Raw genomic sequence first — 15175 nt, 5'->3', positions numbered from 1 at the left:
AACCGGACCGGTCATTTTGCCTTTGCGGCCCGCAATTCGCGCTCCAAAGCTTCCAAAAACCGCGAGCGGTCGCTTTTAGAAAACGCCTTGCCGCCGCCTTGGCGAAACGGGTCCGCCGCGCGCAGGTCGGCCATCAAATCACGGGTCGCCAAAACATTGCCGATATTGGCCGCCGTCAACGCTTCGCCATTGTGTTTAAGCACCCGCGCGCCGGCCTCGACACATTTCGCCGCCAAGGGGATGTCGCCAGTGACCACCACGTCGCCGGCACCGCAACGCTCTGCGATCCACATATCGGCGACGTCCGGCCCGTCCGGCACGATCACCACCTCGACCATCGGATTTTGCGACATGCGCAGCCCGCCGTTGGCGACCAAATACATTTTAATCCCGTGGCGCGTTGCGACCCGCTCGGCCTCGGATTTGACCGGACAGGCGTCGGCATCAATATAAAGCGCGCTCATGCGTAAAGCGCTTCGGCATGAAACCCGATGTGATCTTCCATAAAGGAAGAAACGAAGAAATAGCTGTGATCATATCCTTTTTGAAGCCGCAGGTGCCCATCAACGCGGGCCTGCGCCGCAGCGGCAAACAGAGCCTCGGGCATCAGCAGATCAATGAAATCATCCGCCGTGCCCTGATCCACCAAAAGCGGGATATCGAGGCCGTTTTGCGCCATCATCAATGTTGCATCATGGCGCGCCCATGCGGCCTCGTCCGGGCCGAGATAGGCGTTCAGTTGCTTGCGCCCCCAATCCCCCGCAGTCGGGTTGGCAATCGGCGCAAAGGCCGACACAGATTTGAACCGGCCTTTCAATCCCATCGCCATGGTCAGCGCGCCATGCCCGCCCATCGAATGGCCGGTGATCGATTGGCGTTCTTCATCCACGGCAAAATTGCGAGTGATCAGACGCGGCAATTCTTCGGCCACGTAGTCCCACATCTGGAAATGCGGCGCCCATGGATCTTGGGTTGCATTGACATAGAACCCCGCGCCTTGGCCCAAATCATACCCGGGGTCGTCCGCGACCGCCGCGCCGCGCGGCGATGTGTCAGGAAATACCAAGGCGATGCCCTGCTCGGCGGCCCATCCTTGGGCGCCCGCCTTGACCATGGCGTTCTCATGGGTGCAGGTCAGGCCCGACAAATACCACAACACCGGCACGGGGCCGTCGGCAGCCTCGGCAGGCAAAAACAGCCCGAAAGTCATGTCGGTTTTGGTCGCCTCGGAGCTGTGTTTATAAACGCCCTGCGTGCCGCCGAAGCATTTGTTTTCAGAAAGGGTTTCCATTGGCTTAGTCCTTGTTCGTTGTCTCGTCTGCGACCGCAAAGACCGTCATGATCTCGTCGGTCGGTTTTTTGATTTTGGCCACTGCGGGCACGCTCGCATCCTGCGCAGGATGCCCCACAGCAAGGATCATCACCGGCTTTTCGCTCTCGGGTCTGGCGCATAGACCATTCAAAAACCGCATCGGATTGGGCGTGTGGGTCAGGCTGCACAGCCCCGCCATATGCAGCGCCGTAATCAACATTCCCGTGGCGATGCCGATGCTTTCCGGAACGTAGTAATTCTTATACCGCTGCCCGTCATGGGTGGTGCCGTAACGCTGCGCGAACACCACGATCAACCACGGCGCGACATCGAGATGCGGCTTGGATGCGCCGGTGCCGATGGGTTCCAAAGCTTTGAGCCATTCATCACCGCCGCCGCCCGCATAAAACTTCTCTTCCTCCGCCTCGGCAGCGGCGCGAATACGCGATTTCATCACGGGGTCGGAAATAGCAACGAAATGCCATGGTTGGTGATTGGCCCCCGAGGGAGCGGTGCCGGCAGTGGCAATCGCATCCTTGATGACATCCGCCTCCACGGGGCGGTTTGAGAATTCGCGCACCGAATGGCGGGTCTTCATCAGCTCAAGAAAGTCTGCCGCCGCCTCGCGCATTTCGGCATCATCCATATCGGCGCGGTCCGGCAAGGGCAGCGGATTGTAGCGCACATCACCGGATTTATACATCTGCCTGCCTCGTTTCTTGCATCAATACAGCCCCGTCACCCATGCGATCACCAGCGACACCGTTACGACCGACAGAACCGTTGAAATCAGAATCGTGGCCGAAACCCGTTGTGGCGCGACGCCGAAATGCGCCGCCAGAATATAGACATTGCCCGCCACAGGCAAAGCTGCTGCCGCGATCATGACAGCGCTGGCATAGGGGTCAACCTCGAAGAGGAAAAGCGCCGTAATGGCCACCGCCGCCGGATGCAACGCCAGTTTGCAAAAACTAAGCCACCCCGCCACGGTCAAGCGTTCGGCGTTCTTTCCGGCCAAAGATGCGCCAATCGCAAAAAGCGCACAGGGGGTGGCAGCGCCGCCCAGAATGCCGACGAATTCGTTCAACGGCGCAGGGATCGGCCATGCCATCGCCGACCACAGCAGACCCAAGGTGATCGATACGATCATCGGGTTTTTAAGCAAACCCAATCCCAAAGCCCCCAAAATGCGCGGAGACATCCGCCCGTCGCGCGCGCCGGTGATGATCAAAACAATCAGCGATCCAAACACAATCAAATCCACGGCCAGAACCATCATCACAGGGCCAACCGCCGCCTCGCCCAACAGCAGCGCCAACATCGGCACGCCCAAAAAACCCACATTTCCGATCACCGCGCATTGCGCTTCGACGGCGGCCTTTTCGACCCCGACACCGCGCGCCATGGCGACGCCGGTGGCCACGAGGTAAATGGCCAGACTGCCCACCAGATAGGCCAGCACGAATTGCAAATCGAACACCTCGGCAAAGCTCAGGTTCGCGGCAAAACGGAACAGCATCGCCGAAAGCGCAAAATAAAATACAAACCTGGTGAGGTATCCCGTCGCCTCTTCCGAAAAGAATCCGCGTTTGGCAGCGGCAAAGCCCAAAGCGATGATGGCGAAAAACGGCAGGGTTTTAAGGAAGATATCTATCATATCCCCTTGGTAACAGGATGCGGGGGCGGGTCAATCACCCGCAAGGCGTCCTAGCCCGAACCGATCAAGGCCCCCGCCGCAAACACCAACGCGCCCCCCAGAACCACTTGGAACGCGGCCCGCAAGAACGGGGTTTCCATATATTTGTTCTGGATCCATGCGATGGCCCATAGCTCCACGAAGACCACGAAAAAGGCGGTGATCGTCGCGGTCCAAAAATCGGGAATGAGATAGGGCAAAGCATGGCCCAGTCCGCCCAATGTGGTCATCACCCCCGCCGCAATCCCGCGTTTGATCGGTGATCCGCGGCCCGACAATTGCCCGTCATCCGAGGCTGCTTCGGTAAAGCCCATGGAAATGCCCGCCCCGACCGAGGCGGCAAGCCCGACAAGAAAGGTCGTCCATGTGTCTTGCGTCGCAAACGCCACCGCAAAAATCGGCGCAAGGGTCGAGACAGAGCCGTCCATCAACCCCGCCAACCCCGGTTGCACCCATGTCAGCACAAACTGACGGTGGGCCGATCGGGCTTCGGCGGCTTTGGTGTCGGTGTCCAGATGCGCGCGCTCCAGCGTGCCAGCGGCTTCCTGGTGGCCCGCTTCGGCGGCGGCAAGATCACCCAGCAATTTGCGGGTGGCGGCATCCGTGGTGCGCTCGGCTGCGGCGCGATAGAAACTTTCGGCTTCGCGCTCCATGCCTTCGGCTTCTTCGCGAATCCGGTCAAGCGACAGGTTTTCCATCAACCACACCGGACGCCGCGCATAATAGCCCGCCACATGTTCGCGCCGGATCAAGGGAATCACCTCGCCAAACCGGGCGCGATGCAGATCAATCAACATCTGTCGGTGGCTGTCCTCTTCCGCCGCCATACCTTCGAAAACTTTGGCCGTGCCGGGGTATTCGTCGCGCAACCGCTGGGCATAACTGCGATAGATACTGGCGTCATCTTCTTCGGACGCAATCGCAAGCGCCAAAACCTCTTGTTCGGAAAGGTCGGAAAATCTTCGGCGGGAGGTAAGAAACTTCATATTTGCTCCGGTCGCCGGACGGCGCCGGCCTCTGATCTCCTTGCTCAACCTAGACTGCCACGTATATAATTCAACCGGCAGAGGAGAGACAAATGAATATGGCTGGCCGAAAGTTCGACGCCTGCGCACCATCGAAGCCGAATAAGGCGGTGAATCGCAAAGGGCGCAAATTCGATCAAGTCGTTGAAGGCGCGCGTCAGGTCTTTATGAGCGACGGGTTTGACGGCGCATCCGTGGATGATATCGCCAAAGCCGCAGGCGTGTCCAAAGCAACGCTCTATGCCTACTTTCCTGATAAAAAATTGCTGTTTCTCGAAGTCGCCAAGACCGAATGCAAACGGCAGGCCGAAGCCTGCTTCGACGTGCTGCAAGAGGGTGCGACCCTGCGCGACGTGCTTTTAAGCGGCGCGCAGCACATGATCCGGTTTTTTATCAGCGATTTCGCACAGGGCGTGTTTCGGCTCTGTGTCGCGGAAAGCGAACGCTTCCCTGAATTCGGCCGCGATTTTTATACCAGCGGGCCGATGATGGCGCGCAATCGTTTGCTCGAAGCCTTTCGCGCCGCCAATGACAGCGGCGCAATGCAGATCGACGACCTTCAATTGGCCTCCGATCAATTTGTGGAGCTGTGCAAAACCGATATCTGGCCGCGGTTGATCTTCGGGATCAGCCGCGAGTTTTCAGAGGAGGAAATTGCCCGCGTGGCGACGGGAGCGGTGGATGTGATTTTTGCCCGCTATGGCGTGTAGTCCGCGCCTTCAATCCAACCGGCGCAGTTCCAACTGATTGCCGGCCCCGCGCCGCGTCTCAAAGATTTTGAGCTCCGTCACCAGATCGCTCAGCTTGCGTTTGCCATAGGACCGCGTGTCGAAATCGGGCTTGTCGGCTTGGATTTGCTGACCAATCCGGCCAAGCGAATACCATTCATCGTCTTGGTCAAGCTTGTCCATCGCATCCAAAAACAGTTGCCGCGCCGAGGCATAGGATAACTTGCCTTTGGCCTGCGGTGCGGCATCCCGAGGTGCGTTGGCCGTGTCCGGTTCATCATAGATATTTTCGATCTGCACGAAACGGTTGCAAACATTGCGCAGGGCTTCGGGGGCTTTGGCTTCTCCGATACCGATCACGGTGAGGCCCTGTTCACGGATGCGGCTGGCGAGGCGGGTGAAATCGCTATCGGAGGAGACCAGCACGAAACCGTCAAACCGACCGGCGTGCAAAATATCCATCGCGTCGATCACAAGCCCGATGTCGGATGCGTTTTTGCCTTTGGTGTTTGCGGTTTGCTGGTGCTGGACCAGACCCAATTCGCGGCTGGTCGCCGTCCATCCTTGCAATTGGCCGCTCGACCAATCGCCATACACCCGGCGCAGCCCCGGCTCTCCATAAGATGTGATCTCTTTCAAAATCGCCTTGGCGTATTTCGCCGGCACGTTATCCGCATCGATCAAAACGGCGAGAAGTTGTGTTGTATTGGTGTTCATGTAGTCATTCCGTTTCCGGCGCGCCCCCGGCCCCATGACCGGCAGCAGCGCAAATATCGCGAGGCTATTGCGCCAGAGCAGGGAGCCCGCCCAGCGCGGCGCAAGGCTGGCGGCCCGATAGGACCTCAACAGCAATGCGCGCCTCTTCATATGTATGTAAGAGCAATTGCACGCGTCCACCACTGATTGCTGACATTATTGTCGGCGCGTTGAGCACGATGCCGCACAACTGCACCTCCATCACTTGGCCGACGTGGCCTGCCGTCAACGCATAGAACCGTGAGGCGACGTGTTCGGGCAAGGACAGATATACCATGCCGCGAGGACCGGCGCGGTCGAATGTGACGCGGGGCACTTCCGCAACGGGTAGGTCAAGGGCCGCAAATCCGACCGCAAAACGCAACACCGCTGGCGCCCGTGCCAATGCCTCGATTTCGGCACTACTCATCGGTGCGGTGCGACGCGGCGGCGATCCATCCGGCAATCCGGCGATCGCCGGCGATATCAGGTCTTGGGCGAAGGCCCCGCCCACCAAAGCGCATGACGCTAAAACCATGGCGCAAACCATAGCGCGCGCCGCGTTCGGGCGGGGCCACCGCAGCATTTAGTAGAGCACCACACCGCGAATGCTTTCGCCTGTGTGCATCAAATCAAATCCTTTGTTGATGTCATCCAATGGCATGGTGTGGGTGATCATTGGGTCGATCTCGATCTTTCCCTCCATATACCAATCAACGATTTTCGGCACATCCGTGCGCCCGCGTGCGCCGCCAAAGGCCGTGCCGCGCCAACTGCGTCCGGTGACCAATTGGAACGGCCGCGTTGAGATTTCCGCGCCCGCAGGGGCGACGCCGATGATGATGCTTTCGCCCCATCCCTTATGCGCGCTTTCCAATGCCGTGCGCATCACGTCGACATTGCCGGTCGCGTCAAATGTGTAATCCGCGCCGCCGCCGGTGAGTTCGACAAGATGCCCAACCAAATCGCCGGTCACCTCCGCAGGGTTGACGAAATCTGTCATACCAAAGCGTTTGCCCATCTCGACCTTGGAAGGGTTCAGGTCGACCCCGACGATTTGATCCGCACCGGCAAGGCGCAGCCCCTGGATCACGTTCAATCCAATGCCACCCAAACCAAAGACAATCGCGGTCGATCCGATTTCGACCTTGGCGGTGTTGATCACCGCGCCAATGCCGGTGGTCACGCCGCACCCGATGTAGCAAATTTTGTCAAACGGCGCGTCCTTGCGGACTTTAGCCAAGGCAATTTCGGGCAAAACCGTATGATTGGCAAAAGTCGAGCACCCCATGTAGTGCAAGATCGGCGTGCCATCGAGCATCGAGAATCGCGAGGTGCCATCGGGCATAAGCCCCTGCCCTTGCGTGGTGCGAATCGATTGGCACAGGTTGGTTTTCGGGTTTAGGCAATAATCGCATTCACGGCATTCCGGCGTATAGAGCGGAATAACATGATCGCCCGGTTGCAACGATGTCACGCCCGCACCAACCTCAAGCACAATACCTGCGCCTTCATGGCCCAAGATGGCGGGGAATATCCCTTCGGGGTCGGCACCGGAACGGGTGAACTCGTCGGTGTGGCACAGGCCCGTGGCCTTGATTTCCACCAACACCTCACCGGCGCGCGGTCCTTCCAAATTCACGTCCATAATTTCAAGCGGTTTGCCCGCTTCCATCGCAACGGCGGCTCTTGTTCGCATCTGGTATTCCTTCCAACCACGGGTTCAACGTTCCGGAACCGTGAGCGATTAACGTCCGAACTTCAACTGCCGCGCGGGCATTCCTTGCACCTGACGGCGGGTTAGCTTCACACTGCACGCGAGAAACCCCGCTTCTGCACGTCCTCTCATTATCTGGAAACGCCTATGACCATTTCACTGTTCTCTGCCATCCGGCCCGCTTATCTCCAACGTCCCTTGAGCCGCCTGTTGCTCTGCGCGCTCGCCTTGACGCTCACGGCGGCGTTGAGCGGCTGCCAACCGGACACGCAGCCCGCAACAGATGCACAATCGACCACGGAGCAAGCGGCCGCCGATCAACCGGCAAAGGGCGATACGCCGCCGCCCGCGCGCGCCACCGCCAATCAAAGCTGTGACGCCCAAGCTCATGCCGGATTGATCGGGCAAAGCGCCACCGGGCGCGATTTCGGCGGGCTTGCGCCACTGGTGCGGGTGATCGGACCGAAACAGCCGGTAACCAAGGATTACCGCCCCAACCGGTTAAACATCACGTATGATGCAAGCGGCCGCATCACCCGGGTGTATTGCGGGTGACCAAAGGGCCGCACCCCACGTACGCGGGCCGCGCCTAACGCGCACATCGGACCGTGCGGCGAGGCCTCTCGGCAAAGCAAAAAACAGACGGGCCGCCCCGATCACGGGGTCGGCACCGCCGCGCAGAATTCCCTTTATTCTATGACGCGGCTGCGTTATGTGCGCCCTTGCCTCTAAAATAAGGAGTTTTCTTAGATGGGCTATAAAATTGTCGTCGTTGGCGCCACCGGAAACGTGGGCCGCGAAATGCTGAATATTCTGGACGAGCGCCAGTTTCCCGTGGACGAGATCGCCGTTCTGGCGAGCCGCAAGTCTTTGGGCACGGAAGTGAGCTTTGGCGACAAGACGTTGACCACTAAGGATCTCGACACGTTCGATTTCACCGGATGGGACATCGCATTGTTCGCCGTCGGGTCGGAAGCGACAAAAATCTACGCGCCGAAATCGGCGGCTGCGGGTTGTGTCGTGATCGATAACTCGTCGCTTTATCGGTATGATCCCGACGTGCCGCTTGTGGTGCCCGAAGTGAACCCCGAAGCGGTTTTGGGCTATTCCAAAAAGAACATCATCGCCAACCCGAATTGCTCAACCGCGCAGATGGTCGTGGCATTGAAGCCCTTGCACGACCGTGCGCGGATCAAACGCGTCGTGGTCAGCACTTATCAATCCGTGTCCGGATCGGGCAAAGAGGGCATTGACGAGCTGTGGGATCAAACCAAATCGATCTACAACCCGACCGATGACAAGCCTGCGAAAAAGTTCACCAAGCAGATCGCGTTCAACGTGATCCCGCATATCGATGTCTTCATGGAAGATGGATCGACCAAAGAAGAATGGAAGATGGTCGTCGAGACCAAAAAGATCATCGACCCGAAGATCAAAGTCACCGCGACATGTGTGCGGGTGCCGGTGTTTGTCGGCCATTCCGAAGCGATCAATATCGAGTTTGAAGACCACCTTGATGAGGATGAGGCGCGCGATATCTTGCGTGAGGCGCCCGGTATCATGGTGATCGATAAACGCGAAGACGGCGGTTATGTCTCGCCGGTGGAATGCGTTGGCGATTATGCGACCTTCATCAGCCGTATCCGTCAGGACAGCACCATCGACAACGGTTTGAACCTGTGGTGCGTGTCGGACAACCTGCGCAAGGGTGCGGCGCTCAACGCGGTGCAGATCGCCGAGACCTTGGGAACGCGGGTTCTCAAGAAGGGCTGATTTTCGCCGATAGCTGTATGCAGAGGGGGTGCCGTAGGGTGCCCCCTCTTGCGTTTTGGCACGTCTATGCGAGGTTTGTCGCCGATACATTTAAAGAGGCATGCGTGATGAGAAAACTGAATTGGGTGATCTGTGCGGCGCTGGTGGCGGCACCATCTTGGGCGACGGCAGACGAGTTTGTCATCTCCAGCCGCGTGGCGGCAGCGACGCTTTATCCCGACGGTGGATCGCTTGAACGCAGGGCGGTTTTCGATGTGCCCGCCGGCACGCATGAGTTGCTGATTGCGGACCTGCCACAGAAAACATTGAATGATTTCCCGCGCCTGTCGGTGACGGGCGCAAAAATGGGATCGGTGCGGCTGCGCACGGATTACCTGCCGCCGCGTGATGACGTGGAAAACACCGCCATCAAAGCCGCCCAAGCCGCCGTCGACGCCGCCGAGGCCGATCTGATGGCCGCCGAAGATGCCCGCGCCGATATTTTGCTGGCCCGCGATGCGGCTTCGGCACGGTTGCAATTTCTGGCCAAACTGGGCCAAGGCGATGCCCCGCAACCCAGCGATAATTTGCGCGCGCTGTCGCTGATGATTGGCGAAGAGACCCTCACGGCCCGCCAATCTATCATCAATGCCGAGCGGGCGGCGCGGGCGCTTGAGCCTCAGTTGGAGGATTTACGCGAGGCGTTGGCCAAGGCGCAGGCGGCATTGGCCGCGTTGGACACCGAATCCGGCCCACGCGCGTTTTTGGCGGTGACCATCACGGCCGATGCTGCCACGCAAGGCGAGGTCAGCTTGCGCTATGCCTCCGGCGCAATGCATTGGGCGCCGGTCTATGATGTTCATCTGACCCGCGGCGACAGCCCGCGCATTGCTTGGGACCGGTTCGCGGTGGTTAGCCAAAGCAGCGGCGAGGATTGGGTTGATGTTGACCTGACGCTCTCGACGGTGCGCCCGTCGGGTCAAACCGATCCGAACGAGGTCTATGCCCAACTTCTGCGCCTTTATGATCCGGTGGATCTGCAACCCGTGCGCAAAACCATGGCGGCTCCGGCGCAGGCTGAGATCGCCGGATTTGCCAACTCTGCGATGGATGCGCCGGTCATGGTCGAGGAACGCGCACAAATGGGGTTTGACGGGATTAACTATACCTATCAATACCCTGCGCCCGTGAGCCTTGCCAATAATGCCGACAGCGTCCGCATCGGTATGGGCCGATTGGTCACTGACGCCACATTGATCGCCCAAGCCGCACCGCGCTATGACGATACCGCCTTCCTTGTGGCGCAGTTCGCCAATGACACCGGCGAGTTGATCTTGCCCAGCCTGTCGGCGTCTTTCTATATGGACGGCACATTCGTCGGACGCCGGTCCACCGAAATCATCGCCTCGGGCGCGAAGGACACGCTGTCTTTCGGGCCGATCGAAGGATTGCGTTTGGATTACCGTGTGCTGGAGCAGGCCGAGGGGGATCGCGGCGTGATCAGCAAATCCAACCGCCGGGAACAGAGCCTGCGCATGAGCGTTCAGAACCTGACTGCGGAGACATGGAACATGCGGCTCATCGACCGCGTGCCCTATAGCGAGCAAGAAGACCTCGACATCACATGGCGCGCGAGCCGCAACCCGAGCGAAGAAGATGTGGACGGAAAACGCGGCGTGATGGCATGGGCGTTTGAATTGCCCGCAGGCGCGCGCGAAGAGCTTGAGCTCGAAACGGTCATCACATGGCCCGAGGGGAAGGAATTGCGGTAGAATCGGCATGGGCTTCAGAGCCATCCAAGCCAGCAGCGAGGAAATGTGAAATGGCGAATATTCTTGTGCCGACAACGGGAGCAACCGATTGGAAACGCTTTCTCGCCGATCCTGAAAAGCAATGGAAACGCGGGTATTCAGCAATGGCGGCGGCCCTGTCGTGGGAAGCCGCCGATGCCCTGCCGCCGGAAATAGATGCGCTTTTGGGCGGTTCGGTTGAGCTTATGCTTGCCATTCCCGAGCACAAAGTCGCCTTGCCCGGTGGGGGCCGCGCAAGCCAATGCGATGTTTTCGCCTTGGCCCGCGTCGATGATGCAACAATCGCCATGGCGGTCGAGGCAAAGGTCAACGAGCCGTTTGGCCCCACGGTTGGCGACTGGATGTCGGGTGCCAGCAAAGGCAAAATCGAACGGTTGGGGTTCATCTGTTCCCTGTTGGGGGTGGCCTCACCACCGCCCGAGACGCTGCGATATCAACTTTTCCATAGAACGGCGGCAGCTGTGTTGGAGGCCGAGCGGTTCAAAACCGACCGCACGGCAATGATTGTGCAATCCTTTTCGCAAGACCATCGCTGGTTTGAAGATTTTGCCGCGTTCACGGCGCTTTTGGGATTGGAGGCGGCGCGCGGCACACCGCTACAGCACATCCTGCCATCAGGAATGCCGCTGACATTGGGATGGGCCGTCGGGTCGGCGGCGTTTGTATAGGACTAAGAACCTATCGAGTAAAAACCTCGAACCCGGTGGTGGGAACCACCGGGCCGCCCCGCTTTAGATCGCGACAAATTCGGTGCCGTCGAATTGCTCCAACCCACCCTCGCCGATGTCGTTCCACAATCCATGCAGGGTCAATTCGCCCGCATCAACGGCATCTTTGACGAAGGGGAAGCTCATCAGGTTTTCCATCGACGTCACGACAGAGCGTTTTTCCAAGGCGCGCACGCGTTCCTGTGGGTCTTCGATGTCTTTGACCATCTCATAGCCGGGGCGCAGAATATCCATCCAGCGACCAACGAAAGAGGTCTTTTCTTCCAGTTGTGGCGCATGGCCGGTGCACATATCCATACATCCCTGCACGCCGCCGCAATTGGAATGGCCAAGCACGACGATATGCGCAACCTTCAGAGCCGTAACCGCATATTCCACCGCAGCGGAGGTGCCGTGGTGGTCACCGTCCGGCTCGTAGGGCGGGACCAGATTGGCGATATTGCGGTGGATGAAAAATTCGCCCTGATCCGCCCCGAAAATCGCGGTCACATGCACGCGGCTGTCGCAACATGAAATCACCATGGCACGCGGGCGCTGCCCTTCATCTGCCAAACGGCGATACCAGCTTTTATTCTCGTCATATGTTGTGGCTTTCCAACCGTGATAGCGTTGAACAAGATAGCTGGGTAGGGGTTTGGTGAAGGGCATGGTCTGTCCTCATGGGTTAACTGCGGGAGCCGCACCCTCATCAAAAGGTACAGCGTTGAAACAAATAGGCGGCAGTTGTCGGGTATTCAACAAAAAATCGAGCAATATTTTGCTCCGCTTTCAATGTTTTGGGAACCTCTACGGGCGATGTTGGTCCTGCGCCGTGGGGGCGTGATTAAGAAGGGTAAGACATTGGAACAGGTAGTAATGCTTGCGCAGAAAGAAAAAGTGCAGCTCGATCCTGACCGTCTGGGTGAGCTTTACGCGCAACTCGGGCAGGCGGGCGCAGAGGATGTGGTCTGCCGCGCGATGGAAGAATTGGCCGTGCGACTGTCGCATACAGAGCGGCTTTATCGTCAGGGAATGATGGGGGATATGCGCAAATCCGCGCGCAGCCTTGTCGCCATTTCCGACCAAATTGGTATGCATATGCTGGCACGGGTGGCCAAGGATGTGACCCATTGCATCGACGATGGCGATGGTCCTGCATTGGCCGCAACCTTAACGCGGCTGTTGCGCATCGGTGAAGAATCCCTGACTGCGATATGGAATTTACAGGATTTGTCGATCTGATCCTGAGGCAGGGTGTCGCGGTTTCTATCGCGCCGGGCCTCGCGCCGGATGATTTGATCCCTTGCAGGCGCTGCCAGAGCGGCTAGGCTGTTGCGGAAAAGAGCCCCGCGGCAGCCCGCTGTCGCCCTTTGCAAGGATCCGACCATGCCCGACACCAATGCTATGCGCTTTGCCACTGATGCCTCCGATATTGCCGGGGCTTTGCCGCTGTATGTAATTGAACGTTCGGCCGTCGACGCATGGTGCCAGACGCTTGATACAGCGGCAGCGGCGTGGGTCAAAGCCAGCGGTTTCACCGGCGCGCTCGGCGCTTCGCTTTTGGTGCCCGGCGCAAACGGCACGCCGATCTTTGCTGTGGTCGGGTTTGGCGATGCCTCTGCACGGATACGCGGGCGGTTCCATCTGGCCGCTGCGGCGCAATCTTTGCCCGAAGGCACCTATCGCCTCACCGGCGGATTGCCCGAAGGCTGCTCAGATACCTTAGAGCATGAGGCGCTGGGATGGCTCTTGGCCGGTTATCGGTTTGACCGCTATGCCACGCAAAAATCCCGTGGCGCTAGCCTTGTCGCGCCCGAAGGTCTGGACGCGGCGCGAATCGAGGCGATTGCCGAAGCCGAAGCCTTAACCCGCGATCTTATCAACACACCGGCCAGCGATATGGGGCCGGCGGATCTGGAAGCGGCCTGCGTCACGCTCGCCGCACGGTTCGATGCCGATATCACCGTGATCACCGGCGCGGACCTGTTGGAGAAAAATTTCCCGATGATCCACGCGGTGGGCCGCGCCGCCGAACATGCCCCCCGCCTGATCGATATGCGCTGGGGCACGGCGGGGCCAAAGCTGACCTTGGTTGGCAAGGGGGTGTGTTTTGACACCGGCGGGCTGAACCTCAAACCCGGTGCCTCTATGGGGTTGATGAAAAAGGACATGGGCGGCGCGGCGACGGTGCTGGGTCTGGCACAAATGATCATGGCGCAAAAGATGCCGCTACAATTGCGGGTGCTCATCCCCGCCGTCGAAAATGCGGTGGCGGGCAATGCCTTCCGGCCCGGCGATATCCTTGCCTCGCGCAAGGGTCTCAGCGTCGAGATCAACAACACCGATGCAGAAGGACGGCTGGTATTGGGCGACGCCCTGACCTATGGCGCCGAAGAGACCCCGGATCTGATGATTTCTATGGCTACGCTCACCGGCGCGGCGCGGGTGGCCGTCGGCCCCGATCTCGCCCCCTATTTCACCGATGATGCGCAGATTGCAAATGCCTTGGACGCCGCCGCGCAAGCGGTTGCCGATCCGGTCTGGCGCTTGCCGTTCTGGGCGCCTTATGAAAGCGATCTCGAACCCGGGATTGCCGACCTCGACAATGCGCCGTCGGGCGGGTTTGGCGGCGCAATCACCGCCGCGCTGTTTCTACGCCGTTTTGCCGGAGATACCGCGCGCTACACCCATTTCGACATCTATGGTTGGAACCCTAAGGCCAAACCTGCCCGCCCCAAGGGTGGCGTCGGCATGGGCGCGCGGGCAATCCTTGCCGCCCTGCCCGACATGCTGGACCTATGAGCACGCCGCGTGGCGACACGCTTTGCGAAAAGCCCGACCCAAGGATGTGGCCGGCCAATGGCCGCGTCGCGCTTGAAACGCTGCGCGGGCATATCGAAGGGGTGCGTTTCACCGCTGGAACGGCACGCCAAATCACCGCCCCTCTGGCCGATCTGTTGATCGCGCCAGAGGGCGCGCGAGAGCGGCAGTTGCTCGTCGGCCAAGAGGTGCTTTGCCTTGAGGAGCAGGACGGCTGGGCCTTCGTTCAAAACGCCCGCGATGGATATGTCGGCTATGTGGCCGCGACACAGTTGGGCGATGTGACCCCGGCAACCCATTGGATCGCCGCGCGGGCCAGCCATGCCTATGATCGCCCCGATTTCAAAACCCGCGAGCGCGCGGCTCTGAGCCATGGTGCCCGCCTTGCCCTGCGGCATGATGATGGCACCGAAAGATTCGCCGCCACCAACCATGGCTATGTCCCCCGCACACATCTGCGCCCCGTTGCCGATTATGAAACCGACCCCGCCGCAGTGGCCGAACGCCTTTTGGGGACACCCTACCTTTGGGGTGGAAATTCATCCTATGGCATTGATTGCTCTGGTTTGGTGCAGGCCGCGTTTGGCGCCTGCGGCATTGCCGCCCCTGCGGACAGCGACATGCAAGCGGAGAGCTTTGGCGCGGCGATCCAAATAGGCAGCGCCCCACAGCGCAATGATGTGTTGTTTTGGAAAGGCCATGTGGCGATCGCACTGGGCGATGGGAGGATCATTCATGCCAATGCCCATCACATGGCCGTGGCCTATGAGCATCTGCCCGAGGCCATCGCGCGGATCAAGGCACAAGATGGCGGCCCCATCATCGCGCACCGGCGGGCATAATACGGCAACCCCACTTACGGCAGATGCTGC

General features: G+C 59.5%; 17 protein-coding genes. 8 read left to right on the top strand and 9 right to left on the bottom strand.

Annotation, left to right across the window (positions count from 1 at the left end):
- Positions 1-11: 11 nt before the first annotated feature.
- From DI396_RS12390 to mbfA, 5 genes are read right to left on the bottom strand one after another with little or no spacing between them, the layout of a single operon-like run.
- Complete coding sequence (locus DI396_RS12390) at positions 12-464, bottom strand: YaiI/YqxD family protein (protein WP_110796534.1); 453 nt, start codon at positions 462-464, stop codon at positions 12-14.
- Complete coding sequence (gene fghA, locus DI396_RS12385) at positions 461-1291, bottom strand: S-formylglutathione hydrolase (protein ID WP_110796533.1); 831 nt, start codon at positions 1289-1291, stop codon at positions 461-463. Before fghA ends, DI396_RS12390 begins: the two co-directional genes overlap by 4 nt.
- 4 nt (positions 1292-1295) lie before the next feature.
- The gene (locus tag DI396_RS12380; protein WP_110796532.1) at positions 1296-2015 is read right to left on the bottom strand and encodes a nitroreductase family protein; all 720 of its coding nucleotides are present in this window, start codon (positions 2013-2015) and stop codon (positions 1296-1298) included.
- A gap of 21 nt (positions 2016-2036) precedes the next feature.
- Positions 2037-2969: an AEC family transporter gene (locus tag DI396_RS12375; protein WP_110796531.1), complete on the bottom strand. Its 933-nt coding sequence runs from the start codon at positions 2967-2969 to the stop codon at positions 2037-2039.
- Between the two features lie 50 nt (positions 2970-3019).
- The gene (gene mbfA / locus DI396_RS12370) at positions 3020-3994 is read right to left on the bottom strand and encodes an iron exporter MbfA (RefSeq protein WP_110796530.1); all 975 of its coding nucleotides are present in this window, start codon (positions 3992-3994) and stop codon (positions 3020-3022) included.
- A gap of 92 nt (positions 3995-4086) precedes the next feature.
- Here mbfA and DI396_RS12365 point away from each other — a divergent pair, with 92 nt between their 5' ends.
- Positions 4087-4743: a TetR/AcrR family transcriptional regulator gene (locus tag DI396_RS12365; protein ID WP_328588345.1), complete on the top strand. Its 657-nt coding sequence runs from the start codon at positions 4087-4089 to the stop codon at positions 4741-4743.
- Positions 4744-4752: 9 nt separating this feature from the next.
- On the opposite strand, the gene DI396_RS12360 is transcribed toward DI396_RS12365, so the two are convergent.
- From DI396_RS12360 to DI396_RS12350, 3 genes are all read right to left on the bottom strand, one after another.
- Positions 4753-5478, bottom strand: coding sequence for an NYN domain-containing protein (locus tag DI396_RS12360; protein WP_110796612.1), 726 nt, complete (start codon positions 5476-5478; stop codon positions 4753-4755).
- A gap of 64 nt (positions 5479-5542) precedes the next feature.
- Positions 5543-6034, bottom strand: coding sequence for a SecDF P1 head subdomain-containing protein (locus tag DI396_RS12355; protein ID WP_162617220.1), 492 nt, complete (start codon positions 6032-6034; stop codon positions 5543-5545).
- A gap of 48 nt (positions 6035-6082) precedes the next feature.
- Complete coding sequence (locus tag DI396_RS12350; RefSeq protein ID WP_110796528.1) at positions 6083-7195, bottom strand: S-(hydroxymethyl)glutathione dehydrogenase/class III alcohol dehydrogenase; 1113 nt, start codon at positions 7193-7195, stop codon at positions 6083-6085.
- Positions 7196-7360: 165 nt separating this feature from the next.
- Between DI396_RS12350 and DI396_RS12345 the strand changes: the two genes are divergently transcribed.
- From DI396_RS12345 to DI396_RS12330, 4 genes are all read left to right on the top strand, one after another.
- Positions 7361-7768 (top strand): I78 family peptidase inhibitor, encoded by a 408-nt coding sequence (locus DI396_RS12345; protein ID WP_110796527.1) that lies wholly within the window; start codon positions 7361-7363, stop codon positions 7766-7768.
- A gap of 195 nt (positions 7769-7963) precedes the next feature.
- Positions 7964-8986, top strand: coding sequence for an aspartate-semialdehyde dehydrogenase (locus DI396_RS12340; protein WP_110796526.1), 1023 nt, complete (start codon positions 7964-7966; stop codon positions 8984-8986).
- A 107-nt stretch (positions 8987-9093) separates the two neighbouring features.
- On the top strand, positions 9094-10737 hold the full coding sequence (locus DI396_RS12335; RefSeq protein ID WP_162617219.1) for a DUF4139 domain-containing protein: 1644 nt from the start codon (positions 9094-9096) through the stop codon (positions 10735-10737).
- A gap of 50 nt (positions 10738-10787) precedes the next feature.
- The gene (locus DI396_RS12330) at positions 10788-11444 is read left to right on the top strand and encodes a DUF6946 family protein (protein ID WP_110796524.1); all 657 of its coding nucleotides are present in this window, start codon (positions 10788-10790) and stop codon (positions 11442-11444) included.
- Between the two features lie 63 nt (positions 11445-11507).
- On the opposite strand, the gene DI396_RS12325 is transcribed toward DI396_RS12330, so the two are convergent.
- Complete coding sequence (locus DI396_RS12325; protein WP_110796523.1) at positions 11508-12152, bottom strand: carbonic anhydrase; 645 nt, start codon at positions 12150-12152, stop codon at positions 11508-11510.
- A 207-nt stretch (positions 12153-12359) separates the two neighbouring features.
- Between DI396_RS12325 and DI396_RS12320 the strand changes: the two genes are divergently transcribed.
- The 3 genes from DI396_RS12320 (at position 12360) to DI396_RS12310 (ending at position 15145) form a co-directional block, all read left to right on the top strand.
- Positions 12360-12725 carry a hypothetical protein gene (locus DI396_RS12320; protein ID WP_110796611.1) on the top strand — a complete coding sequence of 122 codons (366 nt, stop codon included), beginning with the start codon at positions 12360-12362 and terminating at the stop codon, positions 12723-12725.
- Between the two features lie 144 nt (positions 12726-12869).
- Positions 12870-14285: a leucyl aminopeptidase family protein gene (locus DI396_RS12315; protein WP_110796522.1), complete on the top strand. Its 1416-nt coding sequence runs from the start codon at positions 12870-12872 to the stop codon at positions 14283-14285.
- On the top strand, positions 14282-15145 hold the full coding sequence (locus tag DI396_RS12310) for a C40 family peptidase (protein WP_110796521.1): 864 nt from the start codon (positions 14282-14284) through the stop codon (positions 15143-15145). The genes DI396_RS12315 and DI396_RS12310 overlap by 4 nt, the downstream gene beginning before the upstream one ends.
- Positions 15146-15175 lie beyond the last annotated feature (30 nt).

It is taken from the genome of Litorivita pollutaquae (genome assembly GCF_003205515.1).
Classification (GTDB): domain Bacteria; phylum Pseudomonadota; class Alphaproteobacteria; order Rhodobacterales; family Rhodobacteraceae; genus Litorivita; species Litorivita pollutaquae.
This window is presented reverse-complemented; position numbering and strand designations above follow the sequence as displayed.